Below are 22585 nucleotides of genomic sequence, written 5' to 3'. Positions count from 1 at the left end.
GGCATTCCACTCTAGTGGTCGCATTTTTTCAGCCCCCGCTGAATATTTTCAATTGGCAGCACCACCGCCATTCTTTTGCCCCGTACGCGCGACAAGTGCGATGCATGGCAGTCCTTGCGCGTTGCGGGGATTATGGTGAGAAGGGCGTTTTCGGAGCAACACAGAGTGCATCGCCAGTGTTCGAGAACGAACACTGGCTTGAGCGGGGCCGATTTCGGCGAAGGCGCTACGGGAAAAATGGTTGCGCTGAGGGCGGGCGGGTGAGTTGGGCTCGTCGGGAAACTACTGACTTTGCTCGAAGGGGCTTGGCTCGGCGTCAATCGAGTGACTGGAGCCTGACGGGATGTTCGAGCGGCGCACCGGTAAGGTGGCCGTAGCAATGTGGAAGCTGATGAGCGCGTGCATGCGCGAGACGGTTGATAAAAAAACAACACTGCAACCGTAGAGCCAGGCACATCGTGAGTCGCGCGATCGCATGCACGAGGTGCGTGTCGTTCGTTTCGGCGCGCAGGCAAAAGTGCACGAGACATGGCGCCAGCAGGGAGCTGAGGACTGCCGCAACGCGTCCGTTAAGCGAGGCAGCCCACATGGCGCAGGTCAAATTTACCGAGTGCGAGGGTTTGCGTACAGGGAATTATTGCGGATGTGTCCGATCGCACAAAGTTATCAATTTGAGTCGCGTAGAACTGCGCCTGAGGCTACTGCGCTGTGCCAGTGAAGTAGTCCCACCCACCCTCAAAACCACATGGAACGGGGGTTAACCATGTTCACATCCATTTGGAGATCAAAAATGCAAAAGATCATCGCTCAGGCAAAGAACTTTGTTCGTGACGAAAACGGCATTACGGCTCTCGAGTATGGGATTCTCGCCGGCCTGATCACCGTCCTGCTGATCGCCAGCATCGCAACGATCGGCTCGGTGCTCAAGAACGTGTTCTCCGACATTGCCGCAGCGGTCTGACAGGCGCATTGGCGAGTGGATTTGCAACGCGCGCCACACTCGCCCAATTTCACCGGAAACGGACCTTGGAGCTGGGAGTGCTCGAGACCGGATTCGGAAACGTCTGGAGGCCAGGCGCCCTTCGACCTGCGTCGTGGATCATGAGGCAGCGACGCGCCGTGAAGCTTTCCGAGTGCGGTTTTGCAATTGAAGGGCAATCGCGGGGAGTGACTGCAGGTGTGGCCGATCGCACAAAGTTATTAATTTGAGTCGCGTAAAACTGCACCCGAGACTACTCCGCCCAATCAAGAGATGTAGTCCCACCCACCCTCAAGACCACATGGAACGGGGGTTAACGATGTACACATCCATTTGGAGATCAAAAATGCAAAAGATCATCGCTCAGGCAAAGAACTTTGTTCGTGACGAAAACGGCATTACGGCTCTCGAGTACGGCATTCTCGCCGGTTTGATCACCATCCTGCTGATCGCCAGCATCGCAACCATCGGTTCGGTGCTCAAGAACGTGTTCTCCGACGTTGCCGCAGCGGTCTAGCGGATGCATGGGCGAGTGGGTTCGCAACGCGCGCCACACTCGCCCAATTTCACCGGAAACGGACCGTGGAACTGAAAATGCTCGAGACCGGATTCGGAAACGTCTGGCGACCAGGTGTCCTTCGAACAGCGTCGTGTGCCATGAGGCTGGGCCGCGCAGTGAAGCTTTCCGAATGCGGTTTTGCAATTCACGGGCAGTCGCGGGAAATGATCGCAGGTGTGGCTGATCGCACAAAGTTATTGTTTTCGGACAGGTAGAAAGTGCGAATGAGACTACTGAGCTGTCCACAGTGATGTAGTCCAACCCGCCCTCAATACCACATGGAACGGGGCTCACCAGGTCCACTTTCAATTGGAGATCGAAATGCAAAGGATCATCGCTCAAGCAAAAGGCTTCATTCGTGACGAAGACGGTATTACGGCTTTGGAGTACGGGATTCTCGCGGGCCTGATCACGGTCCTGCTGATCGCCAGCATCGCAACCATCGGCTCGGTGCTCCAAAACGTGTTCTCCGACATTGCCGCCGCAGTCTAAAAGATCCATGGGCGAGTGGGCTTGCAGCACACGCACATTCGCCTGATTGCTCCTGAAACGAACCTTGGAGTCGGACATGCTGGAGACCGGATCCGAAAACGCTTGGGTTTGCCCTCATGCACACGCTGAAGTCATGGCGCTGCAGGGTTAGCCGGGGAGCGAAACAATGGACTTCACAATGCTTTCGGTTTCCTTGCCGCCGCAACCCGTTCCGCTTTGCGTGATCGCCTTGGCGGTCCTCGCTGCCAGCACGGACATCGTTAGCCGGCGGATTCCGAACCTGCTGATCCTGCTGGGGCTTGTCTCGGCGCTCGCGGTCCAGATCGCGTTGCGCGGGGCACTTTCAGGCAGCGCGATCTGGCTGGGCGGGGCGGCGACCGGGTTCGCTCTTCTGCTGCCGTTCTATCTGCTGCGAGGCATGGCTGCCGGCGACGTCAAGTTGCTGATGATGCTCGGCGCCTGGCTCGGGGCAGCGGCGACAGTCGATATCGCAGTGAACACCTTCATTATCGGTGGGGTGTGGTCGTTAGGGGTTGCCCTGATGCGGGGGCGGTTGCGCCGTCTGATGGGAAACGTCGCGGCGTTGCTTGCGGGGTCTGGCCGCTTCATGCGCGTACCGGGCGTATCTCCTGGTGTGAGTGTTGCGCGGGAGTCGGTTGGGTCGATTCCGTATGGTGTCGCGATCGGCGCGGGAACCGTGGCGGTGCTGTTCGCCATGGTGCATTAGAGCGCCGGCCGGAATGTTTTTTTGGCGGTAACGTGCTCCGGCGTCGACTTGGCGGGGTGCGAGAGAAGCAGGCTGTACTGGGGATTGAGGGTTGCCGCCATGGATCGTGAGCGGCGCCCGCGGAACAGGTCCGGGGTTTCGTTCCGTCGATCATTGGTTTTCTCGGGTTTTCTCGAAAGCATACGGGGGATGTCATGAAAAACGGCCGCGCGCTTGCCATGCTCGCGATTGCTCTGTTGGCCGGTTTGGCCGCAGTGGTGTTCGCTTCCAAATGGTTGCTTCAGACGTCGTCGGGGGCCACGGTACCCGTTGCCGTCGCATCCGACGATATCAATCTCGGACAGCCGATCAATGAGACGATGATCCGAACGGTCAACTGGCCAAAGGACAGCCTTCCGCCTGGAACATTCGCAGCACCGAAGGACCTGGACGGTCGAGTGGTGCGCGCGAGCCTCACGCGCGGCGAACCGGTCCTCGAGTCGAAGCTGGCGCCTGTGGGCACGAAAGGCGGTCTATCCGCGGTGATTGGCGAGGGGCGTCGTGCGATCACGGTGCGCGTGAATGATGTGGTGGGCGTAGCCGGCTTCGCGTTGCCGGGCAACTACGTCGACGTGATCGTCAACACGCAGGAGCCGCAGAAAAAGACCGACGCCCAGGATCAGAGCATCTCGAAGATCGTGCTCGAAAAGATTCTGGTGCTGGCCGTCGCGCAGCAGGTCAACCGCGACGACACGGCGCCGAAGGTCGTGAACGCCGTGACGCTGGAAGTGACGCCCGAGCAGGCAGAGAAGCTCGATCTGGCACGCAGCGTGGGCACGCTCTCACTTGTCCTGCGCAATCAGGTGGACGACAACAAGCTCGTCACCGAAGGTGTGACCAAGCAGACGCTGCTGGGCCAGGCGGTACCGCTGCCGGCGCCGGCGCCCGAGCCGGCTCGCCCGATGCGCGTGAAGTACGTCGCCCATGAGCAGGTGAAGCGTGATTGCATCGGCGTGCTTTCGGGCGTCACGGGCAGTCAGGAGTGTTTTTGAAAGCAAGCAGAACGGCCGCCCGAGCCCGGATTTGACCACCCGGGGCAGGGCAAAATAGCGGTGAGGCCGCCATTAAAACGCTGGTGAGCACGGGGTATAACGATATGGATACCAAAGTAAAAGTGGGGTCCGTGGGGGCCTTTGAGGACATCCGTCCGTGGCGCGTCGCGACGCTTGCCTGGGTATGCGCGGGGCTGATGAGCGCGACGCCAGGCTGGACGCAGGAGCCGGCCGGGAACGGGGCGCCGGAGAAGTCCGCCGCGGCTGCTCCGGTCACAATGGGCAAGGGGCCCATGCAGATGACCATCAGCATGGGGCCCGCGCAGGGCAGCAACGCCGCGCCCAAACCTCTCGCGGGACCACTGCGCGGGCCGAACTGCGTGGGGGCCATTCGCAACGAGAGCAACGTGGTCGTGCCGCTCGGCAAGTCGACGCTCGTGCCGCTCGACGAGCCGGTGCGCAACCGCACGATCGGCAATCCGGAGATCGCGCAGGCGACCATGGTTTCACCGCAGACGCTCTACCTGGTTGGCCAGTCGGTGGGCACCACCAATATGATCGTGCAGGGCAAGAGCGGCGCGTGCCAGGTGATCGATGTGATCGTCAGTGCCGACGCGGGTGGCTTGCAGGCCGCGCTCGTACAACTGATGCCGCAAGAGCACGCCATCCGCGTTTCGACGGCGGCCGACAACCTTGTGCTGGCCGGCCACGTGTCGAGCGCGCAGGCGGCCCAGCAGGCCGTGGAAATCGCCAAAGTGTTCGGTGTGAGCAGCGGATCGAAGTCGGGTGGTGTGATCAACATGCTGAGCGTCGACTCGCCGCAGCAGGTCATGCTCGAAGTGAAGGTCGCCGAAGTCGACAAAACGCTCATCGATCAGCTCGGCTCGGCGGTCAATATCCAGGGTGGCTTCGGCTCGTGGACGGGCGCGCTCGTGAGCAATCTGCTCGCGGGTGTGTCGAGCGCATTCGCGGTCTCGAAGGCGAACAACAGGCCGTTCAACCTCGCCGTGGATGCGCAAAAGACCGACAACCTCGTGAAGATCCTCGCGGAGCCGAACCTGGTCACCATCAGCGGTCAGGAAGCCACGTTCCTCGCCGGCGGCAAGATCTTCATCCCCGTGCCGCAAAGCGGCGGCGGCACGTCCGCCACGGCGATCACGTTGCAGGAGGAGGAGTTCGGCGTGGGGCTCAAGTTCACGCCGACAGTGCTCAGCGGCGGCCGCATCAACCTGAAAGTGGCGCCGGAAGTCTCTGAGTTGTCGCCAACGGGCGTCACGTTGAGTGCGTCAAACGTCAGCGGCGTATCCATTCTGCCGCTCATTACGACGCGGCGCGCTTCCACCACGGTCCAGATGGCCGATGGCGAGTCGTTTGCGATCGGCGGGCTCATCAATAACAACATCACGGGCTCGCTCAAGGCCGTGCCTGGCCTTGGCGAGATTCCGGTCCTCGGTGCGCTGATGCGGAGCACCTCGTTCCAGCAGGACCGCTCGGAGCTGATCTTCGTCGTTACGGCGCACCTCGTGAAGCCGGTGCAGAATATTGCGCAACTGCAGTTGCCCACGGACAGCTTCTCGCAGCCCCTCGAGGCTGACGTGTACGCGACGGGCAACATGGAAGGCCGTGCCAAACGCAACGAGGGACGCTTTGCACCAGCGGCACCCGCACCTGTGGCACCTGCGGGCGCTCAGGCAACGCCGGCCGCGCCAGCCGCACCTGCCTCGGCGCCGGCTGTGCCCGCAGCGCTGCCTGCACCGCAGGTCTCCTCGCGGCGCGAGCCGTCGGCGCCCTCCGGGCCGGCACCCGATGAGGTGGTTGCACAGCCCGTGGCCACACAGCAAGTAAGCGTGCAGTCCCTCGAGCCGCCGGCGGGCGATGACAGCGCGGCGCGTGCGCAGCGCGTCGAGCACGAAGCCGCCCGGATCGCGTCGAACCAAAGCGCCGATCATTGACCCGGCGATCAGGAGACCAAAATGAAACTCGAAACCTTCGCATTCTTTCTCCGGGTTCTGCTGATCGCGCCGCTCGGCGCTGCGCTCGGCGGCTGCATGACCAGCTCCCCAATCTGGGAAGCGCATTTCGGCGAAGCCCTGCACCACTCGATGCAAGTGCAGATCATCGACCCGGACGCGGCCATGCACGTCGCGTCGCAGCCCGGGGTGGACGGCAAGGCCGCTGCGGCGGCGATGGACCGCTACGACAAGTCGTTTGAGCAACCGCCGGCGTCTGCGTCTCCCTACGCGATTGGCGTGAGCTCCGGCCAGTAAGCGATGCCACACACAGCGGGTCAAAGAAAGGTACAACACCGGGGCATACGATCATGATCGATATACTCATTACCTCGACGGACACAGAGCGGCTGGCGCAGATCATGCGTCTGATCGCGGGATGCGGTCCCTACCGCACGACGCGTACCGTGGGCACGCCGTTCGATCTCGTCGAGCGTGGCGACACGCTCGATGCGTTCGATGTCCTGATCGTCGACGCGAGAGGATTGCAGGAGGCGCAGTTGCCATCCGTGACGGAGCTGTGCCGCCGTCGCGAGCGGCTCCTGTGCATCCTGCTGATCCCCGAGGCGTCGCCGGACGCGCTCATCGCGGCGATGCGCGCGGGTTTTCGGGACGTGATCACGGGGCCGCTGGACCCTCTGGCGATAGGCGATGCACTGCAGCGCGCGATCGGTCAGCGCGCCCAGGGCAGCGGGCGCTCGACGCGCATCGTATCGTTCATGTCGTGCAAGGGCGGGGTGGGGACGAGCTTCATCGCGGCGAACGTGGCGCATATCGTCTCGCAGACGCAGGACCAGCGCGTACTGCTGATCGATCTGAACCAGCTCTACGCGGACGCCGCGTTCCTCGTGACGGAGCAGACGCCGCCCTCGACGCTTCCCCAGTTGTGCGCGGAAGTGGACCGCATGGACGTGGCGTTCTTCGATGCGAGCGTGATGCATGCCACCGAGAACTTCGACATCCTGGCGGGCGCGGGCGACCCGATCAAGGCAGGCGAAATGCGTCAGGACCGGCTCGAATGGGTGCTCGGCGTCGCGATGCCGCGCTACGACTGCGTGATTCTCGATCTCGGGCAGACCATCAATCCGCTTTCCATGCTCGCGCTCGACCGCAGCGACGAGATCCATATCGTCTTGCAGGCAAGCATGCCGCATCTGCGGGCGGGGCGCCGCCTGCAAGAGATCCTGCAATCGCTCGGCTATGGGCCGGAAGGCATCCGCGTGCTGCTTAACCGGCAGACGAAACATGGCGAGCGCGTGCGCGAGGCCGCCGACAGCGTGCTTGGCGTCAAGCCGTTCCATGTCATTCCGGACGACGCGCGTGCCGTATCCGAAGCAGTCAATCAGGGTTTGCCGATTGCCGTGGCGGCGCCTGGCAGCGCGGTGACGCGTAGCCTGCGCGTGCTGGCCGCAAGCGTCGCGGCCACGAACGCCACGAACGCGGTGCCACGGGGCAAGGGCGAATCGTTGTTCGCGCGCCTGATCGGCCGTCAGGCGCCGGCCAAACTCGGCTTGATGTAAAGGAGAAAAAACATGTCTCTTCGCGAGCAAATCTTTGCGCAGCGCCTCGAGCCGACGATCGTCGAGCGTGCCGATGCCGGCGGCTGCGCCGGTGCCGGTATCGGCGCTGCAGTCTCAGCTGCTGCGCCTGCCAGGGTGAAAACCGAGGCGTATCAGAAGCTGAAGTACGAAATCCATCAGGCGGTGCTCGAACGGGTCGAGCTCGAGCGTCTTTCGCGCATGCATCCGGAGCAGATCCGCAGCGAGATCGGCGCGCTGGTTGGCCGCATACTCGAAGAGCAGAAGGCTCTCGCGAACGACCTCGAACGCAAGCAGCTCGCCATCGACGTGTACGACGAGATGTTCGGGTTCGGTCCGCTCGAGCCGCTGTTGCGCGACCCTACGGTCTCGGACATTCTCGTGAACACGTGGCGCCAGACGTTCGTGGAGCGCCGCGGGAAGCTCGAACTCACGGACGTCAACTTTTACGATGACGCTCACCTCATGAAGGTGATCGAGAAGATCGTCTCGCGCGTGGGGCGGCGCATCGACGAGTCGAGCCCGATGGTGGACGCGCGCCTGCCCGACGGCTCGCGCGTGAACGCCATCATTCCGCCTTCGGCCGTGGACGGGCCGCTCGTCTCGATTCGCCGGTTCGCGGTCTCGCCGCTGCAGGTCTCGGATCTGATCGAGCTGCAGACGCTCACGCCGCCCATGGCCCAGGTGCTGGAGGGGCTCGCGCGCGCCAAGATCAACATTCTCGTGTCGGGCGGTACGGGCAGCGGCAAGACGACGCTGCTCAACGTGCTCTCGGGCTTCATTCCGAACGACGAGCGCATTGTGACGATCGAGGATGCGGCCGAGCTTCAACTGCGCCAGGACCACGTGCTGCGGCTCGAAACGCGCCCACCGAACATCGAGGGGCGCGGCGAGATCACCCAGCGCGCACTCGTGCGCAACGCGCTGCGTATGCGCCCCGACCGCATCATCCTCGGCGAAGTGCGCGGCGCGGAAGCGCTCGACATGCTCAACGCGATGAACACCGGCCACGAAGGGTCGCTTGCGACGATTCACGCCAACACGCCGCGTGATGCGCTCACGCGTCTCGAGAACATGATCAGCCTGGGCGGTCTTGCGTTGCCGCCGCGCACGATGCGCCACCAGATTTCCTCTGCGATCTCGGTGGTCGTGCAGGCCGCGCGTCTTACTGACGGCCGCCGCAAGATCATGAGCATTTCAGAGCTGACCGGCATGGAAGGCGACATGGTCAACATGCAGGAAATCTTCACGTTCAAGCGCACGGGCATTGATTCGAACGGCAACGTGCGCGGCTACTTTTGCGCGACCGGCGTGCGTCCGAAGTTCTGCGAGCGCTTCGCGGCGTTTGGCGTGAACGTGCCGGAGCAAATTTTCGAACCGGGCCGTCGTTTCGAAACGGCTTGATGTTCTCGACGTTCTTCCGGGGGAGCGTGGCATGAGCACAACTTTCTTTCTGGCAATCCTGCTGCTCTTCGTGGCCGTGGTGCTCGCCAGCCAGGGCGCATGGGAATGGTGGAACAGCCGGCATGGCGCCGTCGCGCGCCGTCTCGAATCACGCCTCGCGGCCGTGGCTACGGGCGGCGCGGGACGCAAGGAGACGATGTCCATCCTCAAGGGGCAGCGGCTCGATGGGTCGACACTTTTCGGACGCGCATTGCTGCTCTTGCCGAAGATCCGCTCGTTCGAGGCTTGGGTGCAGCAGTCGGGCGTCCGCTGGACAGCAGCGCGCCTCATCGCGCTGAGCGCGGTCTTGCCGGTTTTCGTGGTCGTCGTGGGGCTGTTCGTTCGCGTGCCGGTTGGGATGCTGGCGTCAGCTGCGGTGGTCTCGGCGCTGCTTCCGATGATGTACGTGCGTCGTCGACGCGCAAAGCGGTTGCTGCGCTTCCAGAAGCAGTTGCCGGATGCCTGCGACATGCTCGCGCGCGCGCTGCGCTCGGGTCATGCGTTCACGGGTGCAATCGACATGGTCGGCACCGAGTTCGCCGATCCGATGGGCGCTGAGTTTCGCATCACATTCGACGAAATCAACTATGGCGTGTCGCTCAACGACGCGTTGATGGGGCTCGCGCAGCGCGTGCCGGTGGGGGACCTGCGGTACTTCGTCATCGCCGTGCTGATCCAGCGCGAGACCGGCGGCAACCTGGCCGAACTGCTGGACAGCATTGCGAGCCTCGTGCGCGAGCGCTTCAAGCTGTTCGACAAGGTGCGCGTGCTGGCCGCGGAAGGGGTGCTCTCTGCGCGCGTGCTGTGTCTGCTGCCGGTGTTCACGGGCGGGGCGATTGCCTTCCTCAATCCGGACTTTATCGAGGTGCTGTGGAAGGACCCGACAGGCGTGATGCTGCTCGAAGCCGTTTCGGTGCTGATGGTGATCGGCACGATATGGGTGCGGCGCATCGTGCGCATTCACGTCTGAGGACGCCACGCCTCGCGCCAGCAGAAATATTCGAAAAGGGGGAGCCATGTTAGCGCTCGATACGACGCGGTTGCTGTTGCTGGTTTGTCTCTTTGCCGGTGTGTTCGGCCTGAGTTTGGGCGCCATGTATATCTTCGCGCCCAAAACCATGCGCCGGCGCATCGAACAGGCGGGCGGCGGCCGCGGCACGCCTGTTCCCAGTGCTCAGCCGGACGGTGCGGACGAGCCCTGGTACGAAAGGCTCGTGCAGGTCACGGAGCCACTTTCCAGACTCTCGACGCCGAAGGAGGGCTGGGAGGTCTCGGCATTGCGCGTGCGGCTGATGAACGCGGGCTGGCGCACGCCGGGGGCCGTGGCGATCTACTTTGGCGCCCGCACGGTGCTCGCACTGCTCTTGCCCACGATGGCAGCCATGTGGATGCTTGGCGGCGGGGGGGCGAGCTCGGTCACGAGCTTCGCGCTGGTCCTCGTGAGCCTGGTGACCGTTGGCTACTACCTGCCGGCCTTCATCCTCTCGCGCGTCGTGGCGCGCCGCAAGCGTGCGATCTTCGAGGACTTCCCCGACGCAATCGATCTGCTGACTGTTTGTGTTGAAGCGGGTCTCGGTCTCGATGCAGCGCTGATGCGCGTCGCGGAAGAGATCAAATTGCGCAGCGTGGTGGTCGCAAGCGAGATGGAGCTCACCCTGCTGGAAATGCGTTCGGGGTACGCAAAGGAGAAGGCGCTGCGCAACTTTGCCCTGCGCACGGGTGTGGAGGATGTCGATTCGTTCAGCACGATGCTCATCCAGGCGGAGCGTTTCGGGACGAGCATTGGCGATTCGCTGCGCGTGCTCTCGGACACGCTGCGCACGCGCCGTCGCATGCTTGCAGAGGAAAAGGCCGCGAAAATCGCGCTCAAGCTGTTGTTTCCGCTGATGTTCTGCATCTTTCCCGCGCTGCTGGTGGTGCTGATGGGGCCGGCGATGCTGCAGATCTATCGGACGATGCTTCCGGCGCTGAGCAGCTAGCGGGCGGCCGCAAAGGACGACGAGAAAGGACCTGGCCCGGTATGGGCGATTCGATCGGGGGACTTATGAAACTTGCAAAGACCGGCGCACCGTCGCTTGTGTCGCGCACACAACGAGGAAGAATGGGCGGGGCGCACCTGCGGCCGGGACGCGGGCGACGCGCGCAGCGCGGCGTAGCCGCGCTCGAGTTCGCCCTGGTGCTGCCGATGCTGTTGTTGATCCTGTTCGGCATCATGGAAACGGGCTTCTTCCTTTACGACAAGGCCGTGATCACCAACGCCAGCCGGGCCGCGGCACGACAGGCCGTGGCGTTTGGCGAGGACTCGACGGGCGCGGCTGTGTATATGTCTGCCGCCAGCGCCACCTCCGTGGCCACGAGTGGTCTTTCGTCGATGCTGATCAGCCCTTCCCCGGCAAGCGGTGCGAGCGTGACCGTCACGCCAAGTGGGGGCTGCACCGCCTCCGGCCAGGCCTTGACCATTGCCGTCAGCTATCCGTTCACCGGCTTGGGTTTTGGATCGTACGTTGATCCGCTGGCTGCATTGTCGTCATCCAAACACGTGCTGACGCTCAATGCGTCGACCACCATGAACTGCGAATAGCGTTCATTGCTCATGTTCTACGTCATGGGAGGCCAATCATGATCAGATACCCTGCGCGCGGGCGCTCGAAGCGCGGCCAGAGAGGCGTGGTCGCCATACAAGTTGGTGTGTTTCTCGTCGTCCTGCTCAGCGTCGCCGCGCTCACGATCGACGTGGCGCGCTGGGCCATCGTGCGCAACGAATTGCAGAATGCGGCCGATGCTGCGGCGCTCGCCGGCGCGCGTCAGCTGCCCGGCTCGCTGGTTGGGACTGCCAATTCGGCCACCTGGGGGACCGCCACCACGAGCGCAACAACCGCAGCAAACACTTATGCGGGCGACAACTATGCGAGCGGCCAGTCCATCACCACGCCGCAGACCGTCCTGGTGGGCTACTGGGACGTGAATGCCGCCAACCAGGGCACGTCGCTGCCGTCGTCCCTGCCAACGACCATCGGGTCGCCGACTGACAAGCCCGCCGTGATGGTTACGGTCAATTTGAATCCGACGAGCGGCGCTGGAATGCCGACTCTGCTTGGCCGCATGCTCGGCGTGTCGAGCCTGCACGCCAGCGCGACGGCCGTCGCCATCATCTCGGCGCCCGGAACCGCGGCGCCTGGCTCGCTCTTTCCGATGGCCATGAGCCAATGTGTTTTCAGCGCGAATTCGCCTTACTGGAGCGGCGGGAGTCCGGTCAGCTCCCAGGAGATCTCGATCGGCGCCGGTGCTGTTACGACAGCGACATGTCCAAACACTGCCGGACAGTGGACCACGTTCAGCAGCACCATTAACAGTGCGAATGGGGCTGCAGCGCTCATGGACTCGGGAAACAGTTCCTCGCTCTCGATTGGTCAGAATACTTACATGCAGCCTGGCACCGAGTCGTCGGTCTACGGCAACCAGTACCCCACGGCTGCCATTCCGCCGATCACGGTCACACTGCCGGTCGTTGCGGACTCTGCGGTCAACGTCAAGGGGTATACATCGGTCGCGGGGTTCGCCAGATTCACGATCGACTACGTCGTGGACGCCAACGGGAAGTGCGTTACGGGGGTCGGTTCAAACGGGAAAGTAAAACTAACTAACTGCAATCCGCCGATTACTTGCACTCTAGGTAACGGTGGTGATTGCATCATCGGGCATATCGTGTCGGGCGACGCGGGCAGCACGACGGCGGGCGGCCTGACGACGAGCTATTTCGGTGCGGTCACGCCGCCCACGCTGGCCAACTTGCCCAGCAGCGAATGGTATTAGCCTGACAAGCCGGCCCCCGAGCCACGCTCCGGCGGCCGGCGTCTCTCCACGCCTCCTTTCCGCGCCTTTTTCCCCTCTTCGCGCTTCCTCTACCCGCGCCGCGTTAGAATCACGGACCTTTAACGCATTTTTCGGCGCAGATCGCCAGCAATTCCCTCTTGAGCGTGCAAAAGATCCTCATCGTGCGCGTGTCGTCGCTTGGCGACGTCGTCCACAACATGCCCGCCATCGCCGATATCCGGCGGCGGTATCCCGACGCGCAGATCGACTGGCTCGTGGAAGAGAGCTTCCAGTCGCTCGTCGAGCTCGTGCATGGCGTGCGGCGCGCCATTCCGTTCTCGCTGCGCCGCTGGCGCAAGGCGCTTTTCTCCGCGGCCAACTGGCGCGAGATCGGCGCGTTCCGGCGCGCGCTCGCCGCCGAGAAGTACGACCTCGTGATCGACTGCCAGGGGCTCATCAAGACCGCCTGGGTCGCGAGCTGGGCGCGCGGGCCGCTCGTCGGCCTCGGCAACCGTACCGATGGCGCGGGCTACGAATGGCCCGCGCGCTTCTTCTACAAGCGCGCCATCCGCATCGAGCCGCGCACGCACGTGGTGGAGCGCACGCGGCAGCTCGTTGCGGCCGCGCTGGAGCTGCCGCCTCCGCAGCCCACCGACGACATCGACTTCGGAATCGACACGTACCGCGCGGCCCAGGCGCTCGCGGGCGTCGGTCTGAATTTGCCGGTGCCCTATGTGGTGTTCGTGCACGCCACCTCGCGCGCCGACAAGCAATGGCCCGATGCGCACTGGATCGAGCTGGGCCAGGCGCTCGTGCGTCGCGGCGCTTCGCTCGTGCTGCCATGGGGCAGCGACGCCGAGCGCGCGACGAGCGAGCGCCTCGCCCGCGAATTTGGCGAAGCGGCCATCGTGCCGCCCAAGCTCTCGCTGCCGGCCGTGGTGGGCCTGATCGACGGCGCGGCGGCCACGGTGGGCGTGGACACGGGCCTCGTGCACATTGCGGCGGCGCTCAAGCGTCCGACGGTCGAGTTGTACAATTTCGCGACTGCCTGGCGCACCGGCGGCTATTGGTCGCCGAAAGTCGTCAATCTCGGCACCGCGGGACAGCCGCCCACGCTCGCGCAGGTCAAGGGCGCGCTGGCCGGCTTCGGCCTGCTGTGACACCGCGCCGCGGCAAATGCAAACCAAGGCCTGACAGACTGCGGCGCGTCAAGGCGCGCCAAGCGGCTCGCGGGGTATAAGGGTCGGCGCCGGGCATCCCGCCAGGCATCCCGATCCATCGCTTCCAGGGGGCGACCATGAACGAATCCCAGATCATCGAAATCATTTCCGCCGACTGGCACGGCCAATATCTTTCGCAGCCGCGCGAGACGCTGCGCGATGCTGTCGAGCAGGGCAAGGTGCTGTATTTTCCGAAGCTCGAGTTTCCGGTCGAGGGCGGCGAGCGCGCGCTGCTCGATCCGGCGATTGCCGACCCCAAGCGCAAGAACATCAGCCTCGACCCGAACGGCGGCGCGCTGCGCGGCGTGCTGGGCGACACGGTCACGCAGTCGGCGGTGCGCGCGATGATCGGGCGCTATCAGGCCTGTGCGCGCACGCTCGTCGACGGGCTCTTTCCCGAGTACGCGGCCAAGCTGCGCGTCGCGCCCACGAGCCTGCGCCTGCATCAGGTGGAAACGCGCCAGACATCGTGGCGCAAGGACGATTCGCGCCTGCACGTGGATGCTTTTCCGTCGCGCCCGAACTACGGCGAGCGCATCCTGCGCGTGTTCACCAATGTGAACCCGAATGGCGTGCCGCGCGTGTGGCGCGTGGGCGAGCCGTTCGAGGACATGGCGCGGCGCTTCCTGCCGAACATCAAGCCGCAGATGCCGGGCTCGGCCTGGCTGCAGAACCTGCTACACATCACCAAGTCGCCGCGCAGCGAGTACGACCATCTGATGCTCAATCTGCACGACAGCATGAAGGCCGATCTCGACTACCAGAAGACGAGCCCGCAGGAGACCATCAACTTTCCGCCGGGCTGCGTGTGGGTGTGCTTCTCCGATCACGCGTCGCATGCGGTCATGTCCGGCCAGTTCATGATGGAGCAGACCTTCTTCCTTCCCGCGAAGGACATGGTGCATCCGGATTGGGCGCCGCTTGGCATTCTCGAGCGTCTCAAGGGCAAGGAACTCGTTTGAACCAGGGCTTGAATCTCATCACGGGTACGACGTCTACGATGGCGGGTCCGGGCGCGCTGGCGCGCATGACATCGCGCGTCGCGGGGGCCCGATGCTGAGGGCCATCTATCGCGCGGCCTGGTGGCTGATCGCGCCGCTCGCCGTGCTGCGCCTGTTGGTGCGCTCGCGGCGCGAGCGCGGCTATCGCCGGCATATCGGCGAGCGCTTCGGCTATAGCGTCGGGCGCGTGCCCGAAGACGACGCGCCGCTCATCTGGGTCCACGCCGTTTCGGTGGGCGAGACGCGCGCCGCGCAGCCGCTCATTGACGCGCTGCTGGCGGCGCGACCCGACGCGCGCATCCTGCTCACGCACATGACGCCCGGCGGGCGCGCAACGGGCGAGCAGCTGTTCGGCGATCGCGTGCTGCGCTGCTTTCTGCCGTACGACATGCCGCATGCCGTGCGGCGCTTCCTGCGCGCATGGCGCCCGTCGCTCGGCCTCGTGATGGAGACCGAGGTGTGGCCGACGCTCATCGACGAATGCAAGCACGCCGATGTGCCGCTCGTGCTCACGAACGCGCGCATGTCGGCGCGTTCGTTCAAGCGCGCGGCGAAGTTCGGCGCGCATGCGCGCGAGGTGTTCGGCGGCTTCACGCGCGTGCTCGCGCAAAGCCCGTCCGATGCCGAGCGCCTGAGCGCGCTGGGCGCGCGCAACGTGAGCGTGCTCGGCAATCTGAAATTCGACATGGCGAGCCCGCCTGGGCTCGTGGCGCGCGGGCGCGACTGGCGCCGCGCGATCGGCGCGCGGCCCGTGTGGGTGGCGGCGAGCACGCGAGAAGGCGAAGAGGAGCTCGTGCTGCAGGCGTTCGCGGCGCTCGGCGTGCAAGACGCGCTGCTGATCCTCGTGCCGCGCCATCCGCAGCGTTTCGACGAGGTGGCCGCGCTCGTCGCGCGCAAGAATCTCAAGTTCGAGCGGCGCTCGCGATGGGCCCAGAACCAGGCGGCGGCCGCTTCGATGGCAAGCGCCGCCGCGCCGCATGAGGGCGTGCGTGCGTTGCCGCAGGACGTGAACGTGCTGCTTGGCGACTCGATGGGCGAGATGGGCGCGTATTACGCCGCCGCCGATCTCGCGTTCATCGGCGGGAGTCTGTTGCCGCTCGGTGGCCAGAATCTGATCGAGGCCTGTGCGGTGGGCGTGCCCGTGCTGATCGGCCCGCACGTGTTCAACTTCACCCAGGCCACTGCGGACGCCGTCGCGGCCGGCGCCGCGCTGCAGGTGCAGGACCCGGCCGATCTTGCGCGTGCCTTGCGCGAGCTCTTCAACGACAAGCCGCGCCGCGTGGCGATGGGCGCGGCCGCCGCCGCGTTCGCTGCACGCCATCGCGGCGCGACCGGGCGCACGGTGGACGTGCTGACGACGCTGCTGCCCGAGCGCGCTTCGGCGGCGCTCGATCTCTGATTAGCCTTTGTCAGGGCCTGGCGGGGCGCTTTCCGGCGGCCGGATTATCCGCCAGGTTCGCTGTTCCGATCTTCGCAGCGCCGATGCATCGCGCTCATACGAGAGCATCAGCCGAAAGCATCAGCTCATCGAGCAACGAATCATAGGCCTCGACCAGTGCGCTGCTGGCGGGCGTGAATCGGGAAATCAGTTCTTGTTGCCGGTGCCGGTACTCGACAAAATCTTTGTCATGCCGATGCGTGGCTTCATGCACCTGCCGAGCCCCCTCGTTCACGTCATTGCCGCAGTAGTAATAGCCAAGGTCCTTGCACAGATGGGCGTTGTGCACCAGCGGGTAGCCTTTCCAGCAGACTTCGAGGTAGAAGTAGTTAAGCGCCAGGCCCCACTGATGTGAAATGACGATATCCGTGTGCTCGGCGAGAAAGGCGGGCGTCGTGTATCGCCCGACGAAACTGATCTTGTGGTCCTTCACCAGATCGAGGTAGTGCATCGTGCCGGCAAACTCGCCATTTTCGCTCGCAAGGTGAGCGGCGTTTGTCACATGTACGTGCCCAATACGCTCGGGGTCCGCGCGGTACACCTCCTCCGCAATCAAGATTGGATAGAGACAGAACTTGAGTACGTCGATGTTCGGCTCCATGATGGAGATGCGTTTCGATTGCGTCCGTGGCCGGTACTCGCCGTTGTCGGAGAAACCCGCCGTGATGGCATCAATGAACATCGGATCCCAGACGAAAGGCACTTCTTTCACAGGTCTGCGCCTCAACGTCCCGAAGAAATGGCTGCTGGTTTCGACGATCTGAGGGATCACCCAGATCGCGTCGTATTCCTGATTGATGAACACCCGGTTCCCGAGGCTTCGGCCGAATATCATCGCCTCCATACGCTGCACGTACTCGGGACCGCAGCAATAGCTGACAAGCCTGGTATCGCGGCTCCGAAGGTATCGTGTCTGGCTTTCGTTGATCTGGCCACCGAGCTCGATGAGCAAATCGAGATCGTCCTTGACGTCCTCGAACGACTTTACCGGGTATTGCGTTGTATCCCACGGCAACATCGGCGTGATGCGAACCGCTGTGGTATTGACCAGCGTGACCCGGTGATGACGAGCGGATTGCTGAAAGAGCTTCGCGAGGTATATCGCGTTTTGCTTGATCCCGTTGACCCACAAGCTTTCGGTTTCTTCCTGCAGGCCAATTGTGATTCCAATACGCAACGGCTGCTCAGCCATGGTCCTTCTCCCTATCCCCTGATCTTCATCGCGCAGAAGAAGCGCGCTCCGCAAAGCCGGTTCCAGTCCCCTCGCACCGCAACGGATCATGCGCAGCGGCGATTAGCGGATCTCATTGGCGCGCAACCGTGCTCGCCGAACTCGTGGGCCACTCATACTCGACCTGTCGCCGCACGATTACGCAACCACGCTCGACATCGGAAAGCGTCACTGTCTCGCGTGGACGTGACGGCAGCGTATAGACGGTAATTGCGGCGACCAAGGGCGTTGCCCGGTAGCCGGTCAAGCGCTCCTTGGCCACCCGTGCACACGTTCCAGCGTCGAACGAGATTTGCTCGGCCAGGATCGCACAATGCCCGGCGTTGTCCGGTATCGTCGATAGCGAGAGCAGTTCCGGGTTGCCGCGAGCCTGAAAGCCGGTCAACGAAAAGAAAGGTGCAGCATCGGGTGTGATGTGATTCCAGTCCAGCACGACGTCTTGTCGCTGGCTGCCCTCCAGCACACGTGATCCGACTTGATCCACGGCAGGAAAGCATTGCCGGATACCGACGGTTTGCGCCGCACGCGCCAGGACACTCTCGTCGCGCTTGCCGCTCGGGAGAGTCTGCGCACGGGGCGCAGCCATCACGGTGCAGAGTACGATGCACAGCATGGCCGCCCGCGATCTGCGATACGAGTTATCGCGCCGCGCGATTGGGCGTGGCTGTGGATTGCTGCTCCCCCTGATCAAGGCCATTTTTATTCTCGCTCACATATAAAGTTGAGCAATCGCCGCGCTATATTCTTCGATATTGCGCTCCGCAAGCGGGTCGAGTTTTTTCAGGAATGCGCGGGCGGTTCGCTTGTAATCGTCCAGCCGACGATCGTGCTCGGAAAATGCCTGGCGTAGTGCCAACGCGCCATCCTGAGGATCGAATGCGGAGTACCGGTATCCGCAATCTTCGATCAGATGCGAATTGTGGATCAGCGGGTATCCGCCATACAGCGTTTCGTAATACAGGTAATTCTGCGCGTTCTCCCAGTGATGAGAGACGATAGCGTCGGCATGCGAAGACATGACTTCGTAGGTGGCAAACCGCGCTTCGAACGAGGCGAGCCCGTGCCGCACGAGATCGAGGCTCGTAGCGAAACTGACGAAAAGGGCGTCACCTTTCAGGTGGAACGAGTTGTAGACCCGCATGACCTCGATGAAGTCCCGCGACTGGCGATACGCAACATCGGCAAGAAGCATGGGAATATGGCTCGTCTTGACCATGCAGATGTTGGGTTCGAAAATGGCAAGGCGCCACTTCGAGCGGCCGGGCGTATAGGAGAATGACGGCCCCTGTGCACTCCTCGCCGCTGCGCGCTCGAACAGTATCGGACTCCAAAGGTGCTGCATTGTGCGCACTGGCGCGCGAAATGCAGCCTCATAGTAGGCCGAGCAGGTTTTTTCGAAGGCAGGTAACGTCCAGATCGCATCGTAGGGGGTACCGGAAACCAGCATGCCTTGCGGCCGCCCGAAAATCATGCGCTCCACGTCGATCGAATAATCATTCGCCACGCGCATGCCGATGATACGCCCGCCGCGGGACCGAAATTCGCGCGCCCACACCGGATCGAGTTGCGCGCTCAACTCGATGATGACGTCGAGTTGCGTGCTGGCTGTTTGCAGGTCGATCACCTTCGCCGGCGCATCGGCAAGAAACGCGCTCGCGTCCTCGACCCGTCCATCGCCGCCGTTCACGAGATAAATGGTTTCGACGAGTGGCGATTGCTCCAGCAGCATGGCCAGAAAGAAGCAGTTCTGGAAGATCCCGTTTTCCCAGAGCGACTGCTGACCCGCGCGCACGAAGATCGTCACGCCCACCTTAAGACGCCGTCCATTCATCATGGTCATCACCGTTCGCGAGCAGATGTCAATCGCAGCAAGCTGCGTGCATAGGCTGTCTGGTTCATCGCATGCAGCGGGTTCAGCGTGGCCAGAAACTCCGAAGCCGTCCGCCGATAGAGATCGATGCTCTCGTCATGATCTCTCGAAGCTTCGACGAGCCGGGCAGCGCCCTTCAAGATGTCCGATTCAGGGTAGTAGTAGCCTGCGGAACCCAGCCATTGCGAGTTGTGGATCAGCGGGTACCCGCCATAGAGCGCGTCGAGGTAAAGCGTGTTCTGATCATGCTGCCACTGATGTGCGACGACAGCATCGCCGAACTGGCTCATATAACCGGCGAAGTCATGCCGTTGCTCGAAGCGAACTTTTCCCTGCTTCGTCAGATCGAGCGAATTGGCGAGATGAACGAAAGTCGGATGATCCTTCATCTGGATCGTGTTGAGCAGATGCAGTTCGGAAACGGTATCTTCGTTCGCCCGGAAAGCCGAATCGCAGATCAGCATCGGGATACTGCAAGTCTTCGTAACGGAAATATTCGGTTCGAGCACGGCAACCCGAAGCGCGCGAAACGTATATTCCCTGCGCAACAGGGGACGATATCCGAATTCGATGCCGTGCTCGCTGTGCAGGGTTGCTACGCGGCGCTCCAGAAAATCAGCGTCCCATACGTACGGTACGTCGAACGCCGGACAGCGGTACAGCGACTCGAGCATCGGGTGAAAACAGCGATCTCGTTGCAGTGTCCATATTTCGTTGAAGCGCTCAAAGCGGGAGATATAGCCCGACGTGGAGAAGATCGTGGGTTCGATGAGTGCGGTGTATGGCTGCCCACAGCAGTAGTAGACGACCTTCTTGCCTTTTGCGCGCAAATGATCGAGCCAGCCGACGTCAAGTCCGCCTCCCATTTCGATTGCCACATCGATGAGATCGGTCGCATCTCTCGGTGCTACGAGCCGAAATCCGACGCCGTCGTGCTTCGCGCCTTCCGGCAGTTGCGGCTGGTCCCCGCAATTGAGAAGTACCACCTCTTCGACGAACGGCAAGCTTTGTAGCAGACGGCCCAGATAAAAGACATTCTGGCCCCGACCGTTTTCCCAGATGTCTTGGGCCGCGTGCGTGAGGATCGATATTCCGATGCGCATGATTGTTTATCGCAGGCTGTAGGTGGATTCACCAGCACTCACGGATCATCTCGTGACGAAACACATCATACGCACCGGATGGCACGCACTTGGTGGGCTAGCACACACATTTCGTCTTATCAAATGGCCGCCACAGCTGCGGTCTTGAAATTACGACGGGGCTATGTGCCTACCATTGATACGAGGCCCCTGCGCCGACGGAAGTCCCACCCGCGCCGTTCATCGCAGCCCCCCCCTTTATTTTCAGGTTTTCGGTTATGCGCGCACTGAAACCGATCGCGACCGACTGGTATCCCTGGTAGCCAGCCGTTCCTATACCCAGCGCGAACGTCTTGCCCTGGTCCACTTCAGGAATCATAGAAAGCGCCGCGGCGCCGGCTATGCCGGAATAGGCGAGTCTTGCCACCTGATTCACGTTTGCTTGCACGGAAGTCAGCTGGGACATATTCACCGCGTCGGTCGGGTTGACCCCAGGCGCTACGTTCGTGATTCGCCGCTCGTTGCCCTGTGACCCGACCGATACCGTGTTCGGGTCGGACGCGACTGAATTTGCTCCCAGCGCGACAGAGTTGTCCGCTGTTGCTGTCGCCGCCGCGCCGAGCGCCACCGAGTTGTTCCCCGACGCCAGGGAGTTGGCGCCTACCGCTGTCGTTGGGTCGGCGATCGCCTGCGCGCCTGCACCGATGGCGACCGAGCCCGCTGTGGTGGCGAGGGCCTGGTAACCCACAGCGGTCGCATTGGTGCTGTTGGCGCTGGCATTGCTGCCGTAGGCGACCGCTCCAGTTGCGGCCGCATTCGCGCTTTGACCGATTGCGGTGGCGTTCGCAACGGCCGTGTTCGTTCCGCTCGTCTGAGTACCGTTTGATCCTGGCGAAGCGGACGTTTGCTCGGTACTCACCATTGCGGGCGTCAAAGCCGCGTGCACGCTGGCCAACGTGGAGGTCGACGCCGTCGATGTCGACGTGACGCTGCTTGTGGACGCACTGGTGCTGGTTGACGTCGACGGCGAGCTTGCGGTCGACACACTAGTCGATGTGCTCGAGCCGTTCCCATTTCCTTTGCCGAATCCCGGCGATGCCATTTGCGTCGACAGTGAGGTAATGCCGGTTGAAAGCGATGTGTACTCGGTATTCAACTTCGCCACGTTCACGTTCGTCGTGCTCAACCCAGTCGAGAGAGAGGCAACACCGGTAAAGAGTTGGACCACGCTGGTCGACGTGGACGACGTGGAGAAAGTCAAGGTGGACAAGCTGCTGTTGACGCTGCTCAGGCTACTGAATACGGACGTCAACGAACCCGAGTACACAGTCGACATCGAAGCCACATTGCTGTTCGTCGTCGAAAGGCCGGTGGACAACGACACAATGCTGGTGTTGGCCGTTTTCAATCCCGTTGAAAGGGACGTTACGCCGCTTTGCGCCGTGCTGATGCCCGTCGAAGCGGAGCTCGAGAGCGAGCTGACGTTGCTGTTGGTGGTGCTCAGACCGGTGCTCAGCGAGTTCACGCCGCTCGTGGCCGTGCTGATGCCCGTCGAAGCCGAGCTAGACAGCGAACTGACGTTGCTGTTGGTGGTGCTCAGGCCGGTGCTCAGTGAGTTCACGCCGCTCATGGCCGTGCTGATGCCTGTCGAAGCCGAGCTTGAGAGCGCACCGACGTCGCTTTTGGTGGTGCTCAGGCCGGTGCTCAGCGAGTTCACGCCGCTCATGGCCGTGCTGATGCCTGTCGAAGCCGAGCTCGAGAGCGAACTGACGTTGCTGTTGGTGGTGCTCAGGCCGGTGCTCAGTGAGTTCACGCCGCTCATGGCCGTGCTGATGCCTGTCGAAGCCGAGCTTGAGAGCGCACCGACGTTGCTGTTGGTGGTGCTCAGGCCGGTGCTCAGCGAGCCCACGCCGCTCATGGCCGTGCTGATGCCTGTCGAAGCCGAGCTTGAGAGCGAACTGACGTTGCTGTTGGTGGTGCTCAGGCCGGTGCTCAGTGAGTTCACGCCGCTCATGGCCGTGCTGATGCCTGTCGAAGCCGAGCTTGAGAGCGCACCGACGTTGCTGTTGGTGGTGCTCAGGCCGGTGCTCAATGAGTTCACGCCGCTCATGGCCGTGCTGATGCCTGTCGAAGCCGAGCTTGAGAGCGCACC

22 protein-coding genes are annotated in these 22585 nt (G+C 62.9%); 17 read left to right on the top strand and 5 right to left on the bottom strand.

Going from position 1 to position 22585, the window contains the following annotated elements; all coding sequences use genetic code 11:
- Nucleotides 1-790 precede the first annotated feature (790 nt).
- The 16 genes from EYW47_RS38540 (at nucleotide 791) to waaA (ending at nucleotide 16211) form a co-directional block, all read left to right on the top strand.
- A complete protein-coding gene (locus EYW47_RS38540; RefSeq protein WP_133200050.1) occupies nucleotides 791-961 on the top strand; it encodes a Flp family type IVb pilin in 171 nt (56 codons plus the stop codon).
- A 364-nt stretch (nucleotides 962-1325) separates the two neighbouring features.
- Entirely contained in the window at nucleotides 1326-1496 is a 171-nt protein-coding gene (locus tag EYW47_RS38535) for a Flp family type IVb pilin (RefSeq protein WP_133200049.1), read from the top strand.
- Nucleotides 1497-1859: 363 nt separating this feature from the next.
- Nucleotides 1860-2030: a Flp family type IVb pilin gene (locus tag EYW47_RS38530; protein ID WP_133200048.1), complete on the top strand. Its 171-nt coding sequence runs from the start codon at nucleotides 1860-1862 to the stop codon at nucleotides 2028-2030.
- Between the two features lie 166 nt (nucleotides 2031-2196).
- Nucleotides 2197-2757 (top strand): A24 family peptidase, encoded by a 561-nt coding sequence (locus EYW47_RS38525; RefSeq protein WP_377785122.1) that lies wholly within the window; start codon nucleotides 2197-2199, stop codon nucleotides 2755-2757.
- Nucleotides 2758-2951: 194 nt separating this feature from the next.
- The gene (cpaB, locus tag EYW47_RS38520) at nucleotides 2952-3788 is read left to right on the top strand and encodes a Flp pilus assembly protein CpaB (RefSeq protein ID WP_133200047.1); all 837 of its coding nucleotides are present in this window, start codon (nucleotides 2952-2954) and stop codon (nucleotides 3786-3788) included.
- Nucleotides 3789-3892: 104 nt separating this feature from the next.
- Complete coding sequence (locus tag EYW47_RS38515; protein WP_133200046.1) at nucleotides 3893-5740, top strand: type II and III secretion system protein family protein; 1848 nt, start codon at nucleotides 3893-3895, stop codon at nucleotides 5738-5740.
- A gap of 21 nt (nucleotides 5741-5761) precedes the next feature.
- Entirely contained in the window at nucleotides 5762-6055 is a 294-nt protein-coding gene (locus EYW47_RS38510) for a hypothetical protein (protein ID WP_133200045.1), read from the top strand.
- 53 nt (nucleotides 6056-6108) lie between these two features.
- Entirely contained in the window at nucleotides 6109-7317 is a 1209-nt protein-coding gene (locus tag EYW47_RS38505; RefSeq protein ID WP_133200044.1) for a CpaE/TadZ family protein, read from the top strand.
- Nucleotides 7318-7329: 12 nt separating this feature from the next.
- Nucleotides 7330-8739, top strand: coding sequence for a TadA family conjugal transfer-associated ATPase (locus tag EYW47_RS38500; protein WP_133200043.1), 1410 nt, complete (start codon nucleotides 7330-7332; stop codon nucleotides 8737-8739).
- 31 nt (nucleotides 8740-8770) lie between these two features.
- On the top strand, nucleotides 8771-9748 hold the full coding sequence (locus EYW47_RS38495; protein ID WP_133200042.1) for a type II secretion system F family protein: 978 nt from the start codon (nucleotides 8771-8773) through the stop codon (nucleotides 9746-9748).
- A gap of 46 nt (nucleotides 9749-9794) precedes the next feature.
- Complete coding sequence (locus tag EYW47_RS38490; protein ID WP_133200041.1) at nucleotides 9795-10757, top strand: type II secretion system F family protein; 963 nt, start codon at nucleotides 9795-9797, stop codon at nucleotides 10755-10757.
- Nucleotides 10758-10798: 41 nt separating this feature from the next.
- Entirely contained in the window at nucleotides 10799-11359 is a 561-nt protein-coding gene (locus EYW47_RS38485) for a TadE/TadG family type IV pilus assembly protein (protein ID WP_240764108.1), read from the top strand.
- Nucleotides 11360-11397: 38 nt separating this feature from the next.
- Entirely contained in the window at nucleotides 11398-12591 is a 1194-nt protein-coding gene (locus tag EYW47_RS38480) for a pilus assembly protein TadG-related protein (protein ID WP_133200040.1), read from the top strand.
- A 158-nt stretch (nucleotides 12592-12749) separates the two neighbouring features.
- Complete coding sequence (gene waaC, locus EYW47_RS38475) at nucleotides 12750-13751, top strand: lipopolysaccharide heptosyltransferase I (RefSeq protein WP_338117866.1); 1002 nt, start codon at nucleotides 12750-12752, stop codon at nucleotides 13749-13751.
- A 137-nt stretch (nucleotides 13752-13888) separates the two neighbouring features.
- Nucleotides 13889-14773 (top strand): Kdo hydroxylase KdoO, encoded by an 885-nt coding sequence (locus EYW47_RS38470; RefSeq protein WP_133200039.1) that lies wholly within the window; start codon nucleotides 13889-13891, stop codon nucleotides 14771-14773.
- 91 nt (nucleotides 14774-14864) lie between these two features.
- Nucleotides 14865-16211 carry a lipid IV(A) 3-deoxy-D-manno-octulosonic acid transferase gene (gene waaA, locus EYW47_RS38465; protein ID WP_133200038.1) on the top strand — a complete coding sequence of 449 codons (1347 nt, stop codon included), beginning with the start codon at nucleotides 14865-14867 and terminating at the stop codon, nucleotides 16209-16211.
- Nucleotides 16212-16305: 94 nt separating this feature from the next.
- On the opposite strand, the gene EYW47_RS38460 is transcribed toward waaA, so the two are convergent.
- From EYW47_RS38460 to EYW47_RS42550, 5 genes are all read right to left on the bottom strand, one after another.
- Complete coding sequence (locus tag EYW47_RS38460) at nucleotides 16306-17442, bottom strand: DUF2827 domain-containing protein (protein ID WP_133200037.1); 1137 nt, start codon at nucleotides 17440-17442, stop codon at nucleotides 16306-16308.
- Nucleotides 17443-17554: 112 nt separating this feature from the next.
- Entirely contained in the window at nucleotides 17555-18094 is a 540-nt protein-coding gene (locus EYW47_RS38455) for a hypothetical protein (RefSeq protein ID WP_133200036.1), read from the bottom strand.
- A gap of 96 nt (nucleotides 18095-18190) precedes the next feature.
- Nucleotides 18191-19315, bottom strand: coding sequence for a DUF2827 domain-containing protein (locus EYW47_RS38450; RefSeq protein ID WP_165976805.1), 1125 nt, complete (start codon nucleotides 19313-19315; stop codon nucleotides 18191-18193).
- A gap of 5 nt (nucleotides 19316-19320) precedes the next feature.
- Nucleotides 19321-20454 carry a DUF2827 family protein gene (locus EYW47_RS38445; RefSeq protein ID WP_133200035.1) on the bottom strand — a complete coding sequence of 378 codons (1134 nt, stop codon included), beginning with the start codon at nucleotides 20452-20454 and terminating at the stop codon, nucleotides 19321-19323.
- A 169-nt stretch (nucleotides 20455-20623) separates the two neighbouring features.
- A complete protein-coding gene (locus tag EYW47_RS42550) occupies nucleotides 20624-21355 on the bottom strand; it encodes a YadA family autotransporter adhesin (protein WP_276322984.1) in 732 nt (243 codons plus the stop codon).
- Nucleotides 21356-21389: 34 nt separating this feature from the next.
- On the opposite strand from EYW47_RS42550, the gene EYW47_RS42545 reads away from it, so the two are divergent.
- Nucleotides 21390-22585: hypothetical protein (locus EYW47_RS42545; protein ID WP_276322983.1), on the top strand; the 1196-nt coding region annotated here is incomplete at its 3' end.

This window comes from Paraburkholderia silviterrae (assembly GCF_004353915.1).
Taxonomy (GTDB): domain Bacteria; phylum Pseudomonadota; class Gammaproteobacteria; order Burkholderiales; family Burkholderiaceae; genus Paraburkholderia; species Paraburkholderia silviterrae.
This window is presented reverse-complemented; position numbering and strand designations above follow the sequence as displayed.